A 15,020-nucleotide genomic window follows, 5' to 3' on the forward strand; every position below is an offset into this window, starting at 1 on the left:
CGGCGTACGGCAGCCACTGATCACAGCATGCCGCACGCCACTGACAACGGCTCGGACAGGACGGACGTCCCCCGAACGCCTAACCGATGTCCAGCACGGCCCAGTCGGTGCACGGTTCTTCCTGCACGTAGATGCGGGGGCCGCGGCAGACGACACGGTGTCGGCCGAGATCGGTGCCGTCGGGGCGGACCAGGCGCCCGTATGCGACTGGCTCCACCGCGTTCAAGGTGATCCGGCAGTCGACGATCTCGCTGTGGTCGTCCCCGTACGGGCTGAAGAACAGGACGCGATCGGCGTGGACGGCGAACCCGCTCGCTCCCTTGACCGGATTCTCGCGTGCGCGCACGGCTCGGTCGCCGCGGATTTCCAGCAGCGGGAAGTTCTGGTAAGGGCACGCCCAGACGGCCCGGGTGCCGACGTTCAGGGCGTAGCAGTCGGAGATCGTGCCGTGCCCGGGGCCGGGCTTGTACTCCCACAGCGGAACGCCGGTGCTGCTCCAGCGGCGCAGGCCCGGCCAGCTCAACTCGTCGCTTCCGTAGACGCCTTCGTCGAAGTAGCCGACCCAGAGGTCTCCGGCCGCGTCGGCCAGGAGATCTTCGATGCCGTCGCCCACGCGGAAGGTCGATGAGGACCGCCCCAGGGCGTCGAAGACCTGGACGTGCTCTTCATCGCGCCGGCTGCGGGCGCTCGCGAGGACGAAACCCCCGTCGGGCAGCGCGTCGAGCTTGGCGAACCGCGCTCGCACCGCGCTGAGATGCGTCTCGTACGTGCGGCCGTCCTCGACCGTCACGACCACGGCGTCGTAGGGCTCCTTGCCGCGAGGCTCGGGCGGATGCTCGGTCAGCAGCCAGTGCGCGCGCCCGAAGGCGTCGACCGTGCTGTGCAGGTTGTGCAGGTCCCGATAGGCGCGCGGGAGATGGGCGTACCCGGCCAGCCGGGTCGCGGGGCGGTCAGGCCGCATGGGCCTTTCTCATGGTCATACGGCGATCTTCGACGCACCAGGCTCCCTGGCGCAAGTCGATTCCGGTGATCTGGGAGCGCTCTCACGAAGTGACTGGTGGCGCGGCTATCCTGACCCGCAACCGCCGATGAGGAGCCCTGAGGTGACCGAAACTGCGTCGCGCCCCACGCTGGAGGCCGTGGCCGCCCGGGCCGGAGTCTCCCGGGCCACCGCGTCGCGCGTCGTCAACGGCGGTGACGGCGTGCGCGAACCCCTCGTCGAACGGGTCAGGCGGGCCGTCGAAGAGCTCGGTTATGTTCCCAACCAGGCTGCGCGCAGCCTGGTGACGCGGCGGCACGACGCCGTCGCCGTCGTGATCGCCGAACCGGAGACCAGGGTCTTCGCCGACCCCTTCTTCGCCCTCCAACTCAGGGGTATCAGCAAGGAGTTGACGGCACACGACTCGCAACTCGTGCTGCTGCTCACGGAGGGCCGCGACGACCACGTACGCGTGGGCCGCTATCTCGCCGGCGGCCATGTCGACGGCGCCCTCGTCTTCTCGCTGCACCTCGACGATCCGTTGCCCGGACTGATCCACGGAGCGGGCGTGCCGACGGTGTTCGGTGGCCGGCCCGGCTGGGGCCACGGTGCCCGCAACTCCGTACCCTCGGTGTATGTCGACTGCGACAACCGGGGCGGCGCCCGCGAGGCCGTACGTCACCTCGTCGGACTCGGGCGTACGCGCATCGCGCACATCACCGGCGCCCTCGACCAGACGTCCGCGGTCGACCGGCTGGACGGGTTCCGGGACGTCATGGTCGACGGCGATCCGGCGCTTGTCGCCGAGGGTGACTTCACGCCCGCGGGCGGCGAGCGTGCGATGCGGGAGCTGCTGGAGCGCCGCCCCGACGTGGACGCGGTGTTCGCCGCGAACGATCTGTCGGCCTCGGGAGCCCTGCGCGTACTGCGCGAGCGGGGGCGGCGCGTGCCCGACGACGTCGCCGTGATCGGTTTCGACGACATGCTGCCGATCGCCGAGCAGACGGACCCGCCCCTGACGTCGGTCCGTCAGGACATAGAGGAAATGGGCCGGTTGATGGCTCGACTCCTGCTGCGCCGCCTCGACCGCGGGACCGGTGAGGAGAGCCTGGGAGGCGATCCGTCCAGCGTGGTGTTGCCGACGACACTCGTACGAAGGGCCTCCGCCTGAGCTACGGCGCTCCTCCTCGTTCAGTCCCGGTGCGGCCCCAAGTTTCCCAGGACGTCGCCGAGTTGGGCCTCTGTGAGCGAGGGCTCGGGCAGCGGGGCGGCGGTCGGTGAGGCGCGCAGGCCGTCGAGGAGAAGGGCGAGCGCGCGGCGCCAGGCGTCCGGTGCTGTGGCCGTGAGCGCCGGGACGGCGCGGGAGAGCGCGGCCAGCGCGAAGAGGAGGTCCTCGGTGCTGAGATCGCCGCGCACCGTGCCCTGTGCGCGGCCACGGCGCAGGAGTACGTCCACCGTCTCCCGGTTGTGGGCGTGCACGGCCTCCAGTGTGGTGACGCCCTCCAGCCGGGTGGTCATGAGGTCGATCGCACCGCGGTCGGCGGCCAGTCCGGTGAAGACCGCCTCCGTGTAGTCCAGGAGCGCCGTCCAGGCGTCTTCTGCCGTCCGGGCCCGCTCGCCGACCGCCATCGTCCCCGTCAGGGTGTCCCGGAAGACCTCGTCGACGAGCGCGGCGCGGTTCGGGAAGTGCCGGTACAGCGTGGCGTTTCCCACGCCTGCCCGGCGGGCGATCACGTCCAGTGGCGCGTCAAGCCCCTGTTCCGCGAACACTTCGCGGGCCGCCTCGACCAGCAGCTCGCGGTTGCGCCGGGCGTCGCGCCGCCGTGGTGCCGCCTCCGGCCCGTTCGCGCCGAGCGTCATGACCTCACCCTTCGGTAGTACCGGGGACCATTCCCCGGTACTGATGCTATCGTCACCCCGGGAAGTGGGGGGTACTCCCCATTTGATTGGAAGGGTGGACCGATGGCGGACACGGCGCTGGTGCTCGGCGGCGGCGGGGCGGTCGGCGGGGCGTGGATGGCCGGAGTGCTCGCCGGACTCGCCGAGGCCGGTCTCGATGTGGCCGCGGCCGATGTCGTGATCGGCACCTCCGCGGGCGCGATCTTCGGCACCCGGCTCGCCTCCGGTGGCACCGCCGCCGAGTTGTACGAGGAGCAACTCGCCGGGGCGAACCCCATCGGCCTCACCGTCACCCTGGGGCAGACGGCTCGCTACCTGTGGGCCGCACTTGGATCGCGGGACCCGAGGCGTTCCGTCCAGCGCCTCGGCCGAGCCGCGCTGGCGGCCCGAACCGCCCCCGAGTCGGAGGTCTTCGATGTCGTCGGCACTTTGCTCGGCGATGTACGGCAGTGGCCCGAGCGGGAGTTGCGGATCACGGCGGTCGACGCGCGGACCGGCAACCTTGAGGTGTTCGACGCGGCCTCGGGCGTGACCCTTCTCGAAGCGGTCGCCGCGAGCTGCGCGGTGCCCGTGGTCTGGCCGCCCGTCAGCGTCGCCGGCCGCCGCTGGATGGACGGCGGCAGCCGCTCGACCAGCAACATCCACCTGGCTCGCGGCCACCGTCGCATCGTCGCGATCTCACCCATTCCCAAGGCGGTCGGCCCGCACCCGAGTGCCCCGCGGCAGGCCGCGGAACTGGCCGCGGACGGGGCCCGCGTCAGCCTCCTGACCCCGGACGGCACCGCACGCCGTGCGATGGGCCGCAACATGGTGGACAACTCCCGCCGCCCGGCCGCCGCCCGCGCGGGCCACGCCCAGGCCACCGCCCTCGCGGAGTCCGTGGCCGAGGTGTGGCACGGCTGATGCCCTCACAGACCCCTGAGGTGTGGGTCGTTGTTCGGGAAAGGGGCCTACGCGGCGGGGAGTTGGCGCGCACGACGCGCGTCCGGTGACGGGTGCTCTCGCCCTCGTGTCAGTCGGCCCGCGTCGACGCGTCGCCGTGCACGGGAGTCGACGACGCATCGGTGGGGCCCCGGTGTGCCAGGACCCCACCGATCCGGGCCTCAGCTCTGCTGCGGCGCGCTCTTGATCACCGCGAAGCGTGCCCCGTACGGGTCGGCGAGCTTCGCGATGCGGCCCACGCCCTCCATGTCCGTCGCGGGCATCCGGACCGTGCCGCCCAGCTCCTGGGTCTTGCTGACCACGGCGTCCGTGTCGCCGACCTCGAAGTACGGCAGCCAGTACGCGCCCGACTCGGCCTCGACCGGGTCGTCGGCCAGCGGGACGACCCCGCCGAACATGGCCTCATCCTCCGTCCCCGCGGGGTTGATACAGGTGTAGGTCCCGCCCGGGAACGGCATCGCCGAGGTGTTCCAGCCGAAGACCGAGTCGTAGAACGCGGCGGCCGCGGCGATGTCCGGGGTGTAGAGCTCGACCCAGCACAGCGAGCCGGGGTCCCCCGCCACGTCCAGGCCCTTGGTGCGGGCCGGCTGCCAGATGCCGAAGGGTACGCCCGCCTCGTCGGCCAGGATCGCCATGTGGCCCTCGCCCATCACATCCATGGGCTGCATGAGCACGGCACCCTTGGCCTGCTCCGCCGCCTTGGCCGTGGCCTCCGCGTCAGGGCTCTGGAAGTACACGGTCCAGGAGGGCGGGCCCTGCTCAGGAGTGGTCTGCATGCCGCCGGCCACGGTCTTTCCGTCGAGCTGGAAGAAGCCGTAGCCTCCGGCGTCGGGTCCCGCCGACTGGAACTGCCAGCCGAAGAGGCCTCCGTAGAAGGAGATGGCGCCGTCGATGTCGGATGTGCCGACATCCAGCCAGTTCGGCGCGCCGGTGACAAAGCGGGTGGTGAGCATCATTGCCCTCCTTTGAAGGGTCCCGTTGCCTGCACTGCCGAGTCTTGCACCGCCCACTGACAATCGCTGCGGAGCGCGCGGGCGGCATGGGGTGATGGCCACAGTTACCCTGGGTGACCAAAGGGGTTCGCCTTGTTTTCACGCTCCCCGCGCGCCGCCGTGCGCTGTCCCCTTCGGCGGCGTCATCATCAGGGGCCGCCGGGCACTTCGGAACGCGCCGTTGATCGCGCGTTGATCGAACGTTTTTCGCCCCGAGGCACGATCTTGCCATGCACCTGGAAACGATCACTCCGTCCGACATCGCCTGGCAGCAGCAGGCGCTGTGCGCGCAGACGGGGGCCGACTTCTTCTTTCCCGAGCCGGGCAGCTCGGTGCGCGAGGCGAAGCGCATCTGCGGGATGTGCGAGATGCGCTCCGCGTGCCTCGAATACGCGCTGAGCAACGACGAACGCTTCGGGGTCTGGGGCGGCCTCTCCGAGAAGGAGCGCCTCGGCCTCCGGCGTACCGACCACAACTGACCGGGTCCTTTCAGCCGTACGACACCATGTACCCCCTCAGTCGTACGACACCGTGAACTGCCACGTCCCGGCCGGTATCTGTACGTCGTTCCCCGTCACCGCCAGCTGCCGTCCGTCCGCGGCTGCCGACCGCACCGCGCCGAACCGGCACGGATAGACGAACCGCACCCGCTCCGGCGCCTGCGTGATGTCCACCGCCACTGTCCGCGCGACCGGGTCGTGCGTGAGCCGGTATCCGAACGGCTCCCCGAAGAGCGTGGGCGCCGCGTCCACCGCGACCCTCTCGCCCGCCGGGACCCAGTGCGGGCGTACGCCCGGCGCGATGTACACATGCGGGTCGCGGTCCTCGTCGGCCTCGAAGAAGAGGATGTCGCGGATCAGCAGCAGATACTCGGCGGCTGCCCAGCCGTGCGGCATGTCGCCCATGTACCAGTGCCGGTACGGGACTTCGGCGAAGTCCGAGGCGATGGGGAAGGCGTGCTGCTCGTTCCACGCGCCCAGCGCGGCGGGCCGCCCCGCCGTCTCCGGGAAGCCCGCGCCGACCACCCAGCCGAGCAGCTCGTCCATCCGGGCCGGGTCACCGGCAAGGAGATAGGCGTGCGCCAACTGGAGGGTGAGATACGGCCCGTACGCGTTCCAGGCCGCCTCGTGGCGGTAGCCGCCGGTCACGAAGTGGGCGTACATCGTGTCGAGCGTGAAGCGTGCCGCGCGGTCCACGTCGTCGCCCAGCTTGCTGCCCATGTGCAGGCGCAGCGGATGGAAGTACGCCGCCGCGCCGATCAGTGTCGAGTCGAGCCGTCCGACGTCGTCGGGGCCGGTCGGAATGTACGTCTCCCACGCGCCGCGCGAGCGCTGCTCGCCCAGCACCCAGCGGATCGCGTCGCCCGTGGCCCGCTTCAAGTCGTCGAAGGCGCCCCAGAGTTCGGGCACCTCGGGCGCGCCGATCCGCTCGGCGAGGCGGGCCGCCTCATAGAGCCCGGCCAGCGCCCAGAAGTCGTCCCAGAAGTGCCGCTTGTCGCGCTCGCCGAGGTGTTCGGCGCTCCAGCCCTGGTGCAACAGCCCATATCCGTCACGGTTGTCGCGGATCCAGCGGGCGGCATCGCGCACGTACGGTACATACAGCTTCGCCCCGAAGGCCGCGGCGGCCCCGCTCGTACGGTCGAAGCGGCCGATCGCCCACAACGCCTGGCCGTTGCTGTCCCACTCGTGGTCGTCCTTCTCGTGCGGGCCGCCGTAGAAGCCGTACTCGGCGCAGGGCCCGATGCGCCCGCCGCCCAGGTTGAACTTCAGCGGATAGTGCGTGCCCAACTGGGTTTCCGCCAGCGCGGAGTCGCCGACGAGAGAGCACGCCGTCGCCTCCACCGACGAGTCGCGGATCCAGAACGAGTCGTACACCGTCGGGCCCGGATGGATCTCGCCCTGGTCGGAGAGGATCAGCAGCTGCGAGCGCGCCTGCCGGAAGAGGTCGGTCAGATGACCCACTGTGCGCGGAAGTTGGGGTTGCAGGCCCTGGCCGAGAAGCTTGGCCGTCCAGAAGTCCCGGTTGGCCGACTCCAGTTCGGCCGCCGGGGTCGCCCGCAGCTCCGCCAGATCGGCCGGCCCGCTGAACAGGTCCACGGGCAGCCGTACGTCGATCTCGAAGACCTCCTCCTCCGCGACCCGGAACGGCCAGCCGAACACCGCGCTGCACAACCCGGCCACCTGGTCCTGCGCCTCCACCGCGCCGTTCAGCTTCCCGCCCGTCACGAGGTCGTGGAACGGGCTGTGCGCGACATACGCGTCCGGGTCGAGCGAGAAGTCCGGATTGCCGTACACCCCGTACTGGTCGGGCGCGGTGTCGAAGACCGGTCCCCAGCCCGAGTTGGTCTCCACGCGCTGTTCGTCCGGCAGATGGCGCAGATACGTGAGGCGGCGGTCGGTGATCTGCCGGCCGTTGCGGTCGTGCCGCTGGAAGCCGCTCGGCCCGGCCGGCATCAGTGCCGCGCAGAGCAGCCCCTCGCGCGGCTGTCCGGTCGGGCTGCCCACGGTCACCCGGGTGACGGCCAGGTCGCGCCGGCGCGGGCCCACCGGCGTGGCGAACGTCCGCTGCACGAACTCCACGTCCTCCGGCGTACGGAACGTCGTCAGCACGACCGGCAGATGCGGTGCCTCCATACGCTGTTCGACGCTTCCGCCGTCCGGCAGTTGAGGCAGCCGCAGTGCGCCGGTCGCCGGGTCGTACAGGAAGAACGAGAGACAGTATTTGTCGTAGACCGGCTCGATCTCGCCCGCCTGCCCGATCAGGGACTCCTGACGATGGTCCTTGACGCCGACCATGCTCCAGTAGCGGTACAGGGCATTGGAAGCGAAGGCCGCCTCCTTCGAGTCGTACGTACCGGCGTCGAAGTCGTCGCTCCACCGCCGAAAGGCCTGCTGAGCCCACCAGGGCACGGGATACGGGACCTGTGCCCGCCCCGCCCAGCTGCGCCACATGACCTCGTAGAACATCCATTCATGGGTCTGGGCCATGGTGTTCACCCCCTGGGGGCACCGTTGCACCGCTGAGGCGGGCCGTAAATCGGTACGGCGGGTCAGCATGCGTGCGGTTAAGATCCGGGAGCGCATCCGGGCGTAGCGCAGAGGCAGGCGCACCTGCATGGCATGCAGGAAACGCCGGTTCGAATCCGGCCGCCCGGACCCGCGCGCCGGTCCTGTAGAGCAGAGGCAGACTCGCCGCCTTGCCCAGGCGGATACGCCGGTTCGAATCCGGCCGGGACCACTTCAGAGCACAGTCGGGGCGGGGACACATGAGTGAGGGTGGCGGGATCACAGAGGACGAGCTGGCGGCCTTCCACCGTGCGGTCGGAAAGCTGCGGGCGCTGCCCGTGGACGACCCGGTGCGGCTGCGGGCCGAGCAGGTCGCCGCGTCCTTCGCGCGCGACGGGCGGGTGCGCAGGCGCAAGGTGCGCGGCGCCGAGCTGTCCGCCGCCGACGCGGCCGCGATGGCGGCGACCGCGACGGGCGCGCTCGACCGGCGGGAGGACGCGCCGCTGGCCCACGATCCCGGCGCGGCCGCTGCGGGAGGCGTCTTCGCCAAGCCGCGCGCCTGCTACGTCTGCAAGACGTCCTATCGACAGGTCGACTCCTTCTATCACCGGCTGTGCCCGGACTGCGCCGCCGACAACACCGCCCGGCGCGCCCTCGCCACCGACCTGAGCGGCCGCCGTGCGCTGCTCACCGGGGGCAGGGTCAAGATCGGCTTCCAACTGGCCCTGATGATGCTGCGCGACGGCGCCGAACTGCTGGTCACCAGCCGTTTCCCGCACGACACCGTGCGCCGCTTCCGGGCCGAGCCGGGGAGCGGGAAGTGGCTGGACCGGCTGACGGTACTGGCCGTCGACCTGCGTGATCCCCGGCAGGTCCTCGGGCTGTGCGAGCAGTTGCGGCAGGAGGGCGAGCCGCTCGACATCCTGGTGAACAACGCCGCGCAGACGGTGCGACGGCCCCCGGAGTCGTACGCGTTGCTGACCGCGGGGGAGTACGCCGGGCTGCCCGAAGGAGCCCGGCAGGCACCGGGGTTCACGCCGATGCGCGCGCTGGAGGGAGGCCCCTCTGCGCTGCCCGTCGTGCTGCGCGAGGCCGACGAGGCGGGCCTGCTGCCCGACCCCTCCCCGGACAACTCCTGGTCGGCCCGGCTCGGCGAACTCGACCCGGCCGAGGTGCTGGAGACCCAGCTGGTCAACGCGCTCGCCCCGGCGCTGCTCTGCGACCGGCTGCTCCCGCTGCTGCTCGCCTCGCCGCACCCGCGCCGCTATGTCGTCAACGTGACGGCCGTCGAGGGCCGCTTCGCCGTCCGCAACAAGATGGCCGGCCATCCGCACACCAATATGGCCAAGGCCGCCCTCAACATGCTCACCCGCACGAGCGCCGCCGAACTGGCGCAGCAGGGCGTTCACATGTGCGCGGTCGACACCGGATGGATCACCGACGAGAACCCCGCTCCGAAGAAGGAGCGGATGGCGGGTGCGGGGTTCCGTACGCCGCTGGACATCGTGGACGGGGCGGCCCGGGTGTACGACCCGATCGTGCGCGGTGAGGCGGGCGAGCCCCTGTCCGGCGTGTTCCTCAAGGACTACCGGGAGGCGGAGTGGTGAGCGAGCCCGAGCCGGAGCCCAAGTCGGAGACTGAGCCGGCGTCCGGGGCGAAGTTTGCGGGAGTGCCGCCGGTCGTGCCCCGCCTGGTGGCCGAGCTGGAACCGCTGCTCGACTGGTTGCGCGGTGGCCGTCCCGCCGGGGAGCGGCTGGACTTCACGGCGGGTACCGCGCTGCCCGACGGCCGGCTCGACCTGTGCAAGCAGGGGATCGGGGCGCAGGGTGCCGCGCTGGTCGCCGAGGCGCTGTCCGAACGCTCCGAAGGGCCGTCCCCCGTACGGCATCTGCTGCTCGGCACCGACGGGCTCGGCGACGAGGGCGCCGCCGCCGTGTCAGCGGGCGCGGCCGTCGAGACGCTCTATCTCGGCTGCAACGGCATCACCGCGGGCGGCGCCTGCCGCATCGCCGACAACCTGCGCGCCTCGCCACGCGTCGTCACCGGGGTGTGGCTCAAGCGCAACCCGCTCGGCAGCGGGGGAGGGCAGGCCGCCGCCGAACTCATCGAAGCCGCACGGTCGTTGCGCACCCTCGACCTCGTCCAGACCGGCCTCGACGCGGCGGGCACGGTCGTCCTCGCCGACGCCCTTCTCGCCGCGGCGGAGAACGGCCGCCGCATCGAGCGGCTGTTCATCGGCGGCAACCCGTTGGGCGCGGACGGCGCCGTACCCCTCGCGGCGCTGATCGTCGCGGGCGCGATCGACGAACTCTATGTGTCGGCGGCGCGGTTGGGCGACGGGGGCGCGCTCCGGCTCGCCGCCGCGCTGGAACGGGCGCCGCACGGACGGCTCGCCCGGCTCTCCGTCGCCAGCAACGGCATCGGGCCGGGAGCCGCCGCCCGACTGGTGACGGCGGCGACCGCGGCCGGGGTCACGCTGCTCGACCTGGGGCGCGTACGGGCGGCCGCCGTCCTCGGAGCGGCCGACAACCGTGTCGACCTCACGGCCGCCGAGACGATCGCGGACGCCCTCGCGAGCGCCGAACACCGCCTCACCCATCTCGTCCTCACTCACACCGGCATGCGCAGCCGCGAGGCCCACCGCCTCCTCGACACCGCACCGAGCGCCGTCACGGCCACCCGCTTCGTCCTCGGACAAGGCATTGCCACCAGCGTCAAGCGGCGCCTGGAAGCGCTGAGCGCGCACGTCCCGATGCCGTCTGTCCCGGCCGACGTCGCCGCCGTACGCAGCGTGCACCGCACGGCGCCCCCGGACGGCGACGACGACCGGTGATCAGCGCCGCATGCCCATGAATATCTCCGTCCAGAACCGCTGCTGCTCCTGCGTCGCCCCCACCAGATACGTCGCCCGCAGTTTCGGCGGCAGCAGCGGCACAAGGCGGGCCACCACCTTCCGATGCTTCTTCAGCTGGGACAGCTCGGCGTTGGCAAGCACCTGGTGCACCACATCGCTGTCATTGGCACCCTCGTCGGAGTGCTCCGCCGCGCGCCGCAGCCGGGCCTCCCAGGCGTCCGCCTCGCGCGCGAGCTCGCGCAGACCGGTCACCGGGCGCCCGCTCAGGCGGTCGACGAGCGCCGTCAGCGGCACCGGGGCGTACTCGCCGTCGCCGAGATAGACCGTCGCCATCTCCAGCGGCAGCCCGCGCCGGTGCAGCTTGATGAGGCGCTCCAGGGTCCGCTTGGTGATCCAGGCGCGGCCGTCGTCGTCGATGTCGTGCTTCCACCACTCCAGGACGGTCTCGGCGTCCGAGCCGTACCGCGCGAGCAGCCACTCATTGGCCGGGATGTCCTCGGGCTCGACCGTCAGCGAGGCCGTGAAACGGGTCGCCTGAGCGATGTTGTTCCGCGAGACCAGAAGCTTGCGGCCCAGGTGGTACGGCGGATTCTGCACGGCTATCTGCGCCCGCAGGTTCTCGATCCGGCGCCCCGCCAGTGACCACTCCTGGGTGATCTCCATCAGCTTGGCAAAGGCGGCCTTGTCCTTGGGGCGGTTGTACTCGTCCCAGACGATCGCCTTCGGCTCGGGCCCCGTGAAGCCCGCCGCGAGCAGGTTGTCCAGCGTGCCGTCCGCCGACGGGATCGGCGCGCACAGGTCCTCGACATTGGTCACCGGCAGCGAGAAGTACAGCGGCTCCCGGCCCAGCCCCTCGCGCACCGTCTCCCGTACGAGCTCGGTCTTGCCGCAGCCCGGCGGGCCCTGCAGCAGCACCGTCCAGCGATTGCGCAGCGCGGCCCGCAGGACCTGACGTACGGGATCGGGGATCGTCGACGGATTGGACACGCCCACGTGCTCGGCGATCCGGTCCAGGATCTCGGCCGTACGGTTCTGACCGGGCTTTCCGTCCGGGCGGGGCTCGACGAGCCGCAGCCGCTCGCCGCCCACCAGCGGCAGGGCCCAGCGCAGCGGGAAGCCCTCCCGGGCGTTCGCCAGGACATGGTCCAGCGTGCGCGGCGACAGCCGTTCGCGCAGCGTGGGGCTGAGGGACGCCCACAGGGAGAACACCGGATCCAGGTCCCATTCGCGGTACTTGGCCGCGAGATGGCGCCGCCACGAGGTGTCGTTCGCGGTGATCCGCATCGTGACCATGCGGTCCAGCAGCGCCAGGTCGCTGCGCCGCGCCGAGGTCTCGGAAAGCGACTCGTTGTCGGTGAGGAAGACGCCGATGCAGCCCAGGGCGCGCAGATCGTGCTCGCCCAGCGTCCAGTTGCAGGCGATCTGCATCAGCTGCGACTGGATCGTCTCACCGGCCTGGAGCGAGTCGTCGATGAGCAGCACGAACGGCGTGCCCGGCTTGAGCTGGCTCATCACCAGCTGGCGCAGCACGAGTTCGCCGGTGTGCGGGTCCCGTACCGGCGCGTTGACGAGCAGGTCGTCCGGGGTGAGGTTCGCCGCGGGCACGTAGACCAGCGTGGCGTCGGGGCGGGCGCGCGCCACATGCGAGAAGAACGTCGCCGTCTTGCCGATGCCGTGCTCGCCGAAGATCTGGCCCGTCTGCCCCATGTCGATCATCGCGTCGATGAACGACTCGAGACGGGAGGGCGCAGGTGCCGTGCGGTCGGGGTGGGTGGGGTTGGTGGCGGTAGTCATCCGTCCTGCCTGGTCCTGTGCCGAGGGGAGTTGCCCCAGTGGTCTGGTCACGTCGGGCCGGCCGGCGCGAACCGTGGTCACGCGAGGCAGCTAGTGCGATCCGGTGCTCACGCGATGGCAGTCCATCGCCGGTATGTGACTGTCGGGCCACTCATGGCCGCCCTCGGTGATCAGCCAGATCCATTTGTCGGGCTCGGCGGGCGTGATCGGCGGGGCGTATCCGTCGGTCAGCATCACCACGGCGTCCGGACTCACCTCGCAGCGGCGGCCGTTCACCTCCGTACGCCCCTCCACGTAGTCCGCGACCGCCTGGAAGCTCGTGCCCCCTCCGCCGTAGACCCGGCCACCCGGCTCGAAGGGCATCACCACGGCATCGAAGGACAGCCAGTGCGCCTCGACCCCGTCGATCCGTCCGACGAGGTCCGTGAGCCAGTCGACCACCCGGTCGGGCATGGAACCCGAGGTGTCGTACGCGATGACGAGGACCTTGTCGCGCACCGGGCCGCGCCGAGAGAGCATCGGGTCCTGGCCCAGCGCCGCGAGCAGCGCACCCCGCTTCTTCGGGTACACCAGCCGCTCGCCGTCACGCAGTTTCGAACCGAGCACGTCGACCAGCCAGCGCTGCCACCAGTCGACCGTCCGCGTCCGCGCGGTCTCGCCGCGCAGCTCGCCGGCGCCCAGCTGCCCCCAGATCTTCGCGGCCCGCGCCGAGGCGTCCTCGGTGCGGCCCATCAGGTCCAGCAGCTCCTGCTCGGCGCCCGCGTGTCCGCGGCGGGCCGCGAGCAGCGCGTTGAGCAGCGCGGAGGAGGAGACCTCGTCGACGGTCTCCTGGTCGGCGGGCACGTCGGACGTCAGATGCACACACAGCCGTCCGGCGGGAACCGGGGGCTTCCGCATCCTCTTCAGCTCGCCGTAGACCGTCATGTCGGTCCGCGTGAACTCGTCGTACGCGACCGGCTCCAGACCCTGCGCGAGCAGGTCCTCCCGGTACGCCTCGTGGACGTTGCGCGGATCGATGCCCGTCGGACGGCCGTCCAGCAGGGGCAGGCCGTCCCTGCCGAGCCGCACCAGCGCCACATGGTTGATGCACACCTCGGTGGCCACCTCGAAGACCGGGTCCGCGCGCAGCTCCGGGTCGGCGAACAGATGCCGCTGCACCAGATGCCGGGCCTCGTGGAACAGCACGAACTTCACGCCGTCCAGGCCGAGTCGTACGAAAAAGCCCGGGTTGTAGAGCAGCAGACAGGAACCGTCGCCGGAGGCCACCACGGCCGCCGTGTCCACCGCTGTCGTCGCCAGCTGGTGGTGGCACTTCGCGTACAGCCAGGAGGCCACCGCCGACTCCGTCAGCCCGAAGTCCAGCAGCGCGGCCTCCTTGAGCCGCCGGGCCTGCTCGACGACCTCCGCGTCGGCCGGCCGGAACCGCTCCAGCGCCCTGCGGTCCGCCAGGTCGACGACAGGCCGTCGCCCCCGCTCTCCGTACGCCATGCCCGCCCCCGTGTCCGATCTCCCCCATTGCCTCTTTGGTACCAGGCCGCACTGACATCGGGCCAAGGCATTACCCTCAGCGCCAAGGGCGGGGCCGTAGCGCAGAGGCAGGCGCACCGGTCTCCAAAACCAGAGCACGCTGGTTCGAATCCAGCCGCCCCGCCCCCTCACCACAGGGAAGGTACCGCTCAGGCGATCGCTCCCGCCGTGATCACCAGCTCCGGAACGCTCCCTTGGAACGTCCCGATCAGCTGGGCGAGCACAGCCCAGGCGTCCTCACGGTCTCCCAAATGGTCCCGTACGAGCGGCCGTAGCGCGTCCTCGGCCTCCCGGACGCGCGTCGGGAAAAGGGTCCGCCCCAGGGACAGCACCTGCAGCACCTTGCTCGCGGGGCTCCATGCGGTGGCGTACTGGGCGGGCCCCTCGATGACGCCCGCCTGCCGCACCCGATGGGCGAACTTCGCGTGCGAGCCGAACCGGGCGCGCAGCGATGGCGGGCAGTCGGGGCGCACGGACAGCGCCCACCGCGCATAGCCGGGCAGCGGACGCTCCCGGTCCGCATCGGCGACCGCCTGCCAGCCGGGGCGCCCGAGAACCATGGACGCGGCCGACCTGGCGGGTCCCATGGAGGTGGACGCCCGCAGCGCGCCGATGAGCCCGTACTGGGTGAAGTGCCCGGGCACCGGGGGCTCCTGGTCCCGGGCCAACGGCTTCGCCACCCGTACGGCACGGGTGCGGCCGGGACCGTGCGGGACACCGCGCACGATGGCGCGGCGCATCGCGTCGTCCGTCGACACGTGCCGCCACACGATGGCGTTCAGCTCCGGATCGTCCTCCTCCAGGACCCACAGCAGCACGGAGGACGGCACGGCCGTCTGCGTCCACCAGGAGAACAGCTTGCGTTGTGTGTCCAACGGCTCCTCGGTCGCGGGCTGTTGCAGCCCGATCCGCCGGCGTGCCCGCTCGGCATCGTCGGCCTCGATCAGGTCCAGCAGGAAGCCGGCCGCCCTCGATGACGTGCTGTTCTCGTACATGGCCGCATGATGCCGCAGGTGCGCGCCGGACCG

12 protein-coding genes and 3 tRNA genes are annotated in these 15,020 nt (G+C 71.3%); 8 read left to right on the forward strand and 7 right to left on the reverse strand.

The annotated features are described in order from the left end of the window. Positions 1 to 79: 79 nt before the first annotated feature. Positions 80 to 961, reverse strand: a complete 882-nt coding sequence (locus AB5J50_RS44095) for a hypothetical protein (protein ID WP_369264198.1) — start codon at positions 959 to 961, stop codon at positions 80 to 82. A gap of 142 nt (positions 962 to 1,103) precedes the next feature. On the opposite strand from AB5J50_RS44095, the gene AB5J50_RS44100 reads away from it, so the two are divergent. Beyond that, positions 1,104 to 2,150: a LacI family DNA-binding transcriptional regulator gene (locus AB5J50_RS44100; protein ID WP_369264199.1), complete on the forward strand. Its 1,047-nt coding sequence runs from the start codon at positions 1,104 to 1,106 to the stop codon at positions 2,148 to 2,150. Between the two features lie 20 nt (positions 2,151 to 2,170). On the opposite strand, the gene AB5J50_RS44105 is transcribed toward AB5J50_RS44100, so the two are convergent. Next, positions 2,171 to 2,839 carry a TetR/AcrR family transcriptional regulator gene (locus AB5J50_RS44105; protein ID WP_369264200.1) on the reverse strand — a complete coding sequence of 223 codons (669 nt, stop codon included), beginning with the start codon at positions 2,837 to 2,839 and terminating at the stop codon, positions 2,171 to 2,173. A gap of 102 nt (positions 2,840 to 2,941) precedes the next feature. Here AB5J50_RS44105 and AB5J50_RS44110 point away from each other — a divergent pair, with 102 nt between their 5' ends. Beyond that, positions 2,942 to 3,781 carry a patatin-like phospholipase family protein gene (locus AB5J50_RS44110; RefSeq protein WP_369264201.1) on the forward strand — a complete coding sequence of 280 codons (840 nt, stop codon included), beginning with the start codon at positions 2,942 to 2,944 and terminating at the stop codon, positions 3,779 to 3,781. 200 nt (positions 3,782 to 3,981) lie between these two features. Here AB5J50_RS44110 and AB5J50_RS44115 read toward each other — a convergent pair whose 3' ends face one another. Beyond that, entirely contained in the window at positions 3,982 to 4,773 is a 792-nt protein-coding gene (locus AB5J50_RS44115) for a VOC family protein (protein WP_327435308.1), read from the reverse strand. Positions 4,774 to 5,042: 269 nt separating this feature from the next. Here AB5J50_RS44115 and AB5J50_RS44120 point away from each other — a divergent pair, with 269 nt between their 5' ends. Then, positions 5,043 to 5,291 (forward strand): WhiB family transcriptional regulator, encoded by a 249-nt coding sequence (locus tag AB5J50_RS44120; RefSeq protein WP_327433618.1) that lies wholly within the window; start codon positions 5,043 to 5,045, stop codon positions 5,289 to 5,291. A 36-nt stretch (positions 5,292 to 5,327) separates the two neighbouring features. Here the strand turns inward: AB5J50_RS44120 and AB5J50_RS44125 are convergent, their stop codons facing one another. Next, a complete protein-coding gene (locus tag AB5J50_RS44125; RefSeq protein WP_369264202.1) occupies positions 5,328 to 7,799 on the reverse strand; it encodes a hypothetical protein in 2,472 nt (823 codons plus the stop codon). Between the two features lie 96 nt (positions 7,800 to 7,895). On the opposite strand from AB5J50_RS44125, the gene AB5J50_RS44130 reads away from it, so the two are divergent. The 4 genes from AB5J50_RS44130 (at position 7,896) to AB5J50_RS44145 (ending at position 10,650) form a co-directional block, all read left to right on the forward strand. Beyond that, positions 7,896 to 7,967: transfer RNA gene (locus AB5J50_RS44130), tRNA-Ala, on the forward strand. A gap of 10 nt (positions 7,968 to 7,977) precedes the next feature. Continuing rightward, positions 7,978 to 8,049 (forward strand) — tRNA-Gly (locus tag AB5J50_RS44135). Positions 8,050 to 8,077: 28 nt separating this feature from the next. Beyond that, the gene (locus AB5J50_RS44140; RefSeq protein ID WP_369264203.1) at positions 8,078 to 9,424 is read left to right on the forward strand and encodes an SDR family NAD(P)-dependent oxidoreductase; all 1,347 of its coding nucleotides are present in this window, start codon (positions 8,078 to 8,080) and stop codon (positions 9,422 to 9,424) included. Beyond that, the gene (locus AB5J50_RS44145; protein WP_369264204.1) at positions 9,421 to 10,650 is read left to right on the forward strand and encodes a ribonuclease inhibitor; all 1,230 of its coding nucleotides are present in this window, start codon (positions 9,421 to 9,423) and stop codon (positions 10,648 to 10,650) included. Before AB5J50_RS44140 ends, AB5J50_RS44145 begins: the two co-directional genes overlap by 4 nt. Here the strand turns inward: AB5J50_RS44145 and AB5J50_RS44150 are convergent, their stop codons facing one another. After that, positions 10,651 to 12,465 carry an AAA family ATPase gene (locus tag AB5J50_RS44150; RefSeq protein ID WP_369264205.1) on the reverse strand — a complete coding sequence of 605 codons (1,815 nt, stop codon included), beginning with the start codon at positions 12,463 to 12,465 and terminating at the stop codon, positions 10,651 to 10,653. 90 nt (positions 12,466 to 12,555) lie between these two features. Continuing rightward, positions 12,556 to 13,953, reverse strand: coding sequence for a hypothetical protein (locus AB5J50_RS44155; protein WP_369264206.1), 1,398 nt, complete (start codon positions 13,951 to 13,953; stop codon positions 12,556 to 12,558). An 88-nt stretch (positions 13,954 to 14,041) separates the two neighbouring features. Here AB5J50_RS44155 and AB5J50_RS44160 point away from each other — a divergent pair. Continuing rightward, positions 14,042 to 14,117 (forward strand) — tRNA-Trp (locus tag AB5J50_RS44160). Positions 14,118 to 14,141: 24 nt separating this feature from the next. On the opposite strand, the gene AB5J50_RS44165 is transcribed toward AB5J50_RS44160, so the two are convergent. Beyond that, positions 14,142 to 14,987, reverse strand: a complete 846-nt coding sequence (locus AB5J50_RS44165; protein WP_369264207.1) for a hypothetical protein — start codon at positions 14,985 to 14,987, stop codon at positions 14,142 to 14,144. Positions 14,988 to 15,020: the final 33 nt, after the last annotated feature.

Source organism: Streptomyces sp. R35, from assembly GCF_041053035.1.
Taxonomy (GTDB): domain Bacteria; phylum Actinomycetota; class Actinomycetes; order Streptomycetales; family Streptomycetaceae; genus Streptomyces; species Streptomyces lutosisoli.

Bases quoted from the DNA above. Each gene is read 5' to 3' on its own strand.
- AB5J50_RS44110 (WP_369264201.1), top strand. From the start codon at position 2,942: ATGGCGGACACGGCGCTGGTGCTCGGCGGCGGCGGGGCGGTCGGCGGG.
- AB5J50_RS44115 (WP_327435308.1), bottom strand. From the start codon at position 4,773: ATGCTCACCACCCGCTTTGTCACCGGCGCGCCGAACTGGCTGGATGTC.
- AB5J50_RS44125 (WP_369264202.1), bottom strand. From the start codon at position 7,799: ATGGCCCAGACCCATGAATGGATGTTCTACGAGGTCATGTGGCGCAGC.
- AB5J50_RS44120 (WP_327433618.1), top strand. From the start codon at position 5,043: ATGCACCTGGAAACGATCACTCCGTCCGACATCGCCTGGCAGCAGCAG.
- AB5J50_RS44095 (WP_369264198.1), bottom strand. From the start codon at position 961: ATGCGGCCTGACCGCCCCGCGACCCGGCTGGCCGGGTACGCCCATCTC.
- AB5J50_RS44140 (WP_369264203.1), top strand. From the start codon at position 8,078: ATGAGTGAGGGTGGCGGGATCACAGAGGACGAGCTGGCGGCCTTCCAC.
- AB5J50_RS44155 (WP_369264206.1), bottom strand. From the start codon at position 13,953: ATGGCGTACGGAGAGCGGGGGCGACGGCCTGTCGTCGACCTGGCGGAC.
- AB5J50_RS44105 (WP_369264200.1), bottom strand. From the start codon at position 2,839: ATGACGCTCGGCGCGAACGGGCCGGAGGCGGCACCACGGCGGCGCGAC.
- AB5J50_RS44150 (WP_369264205.1), bottom strand. From the start codon at position 12,465: ATGACTACCGCCACCAACCCCACCCACCCCGACCGCACGGCACCTGCG.
- AB5J50_RS44165 (WP_369264207.1), bottom strand. From the start codon at position 14,987: ATGTACGAGAACAGCACGTCATCGAGGGCGGCCGGCTTCCTGCTGGAC.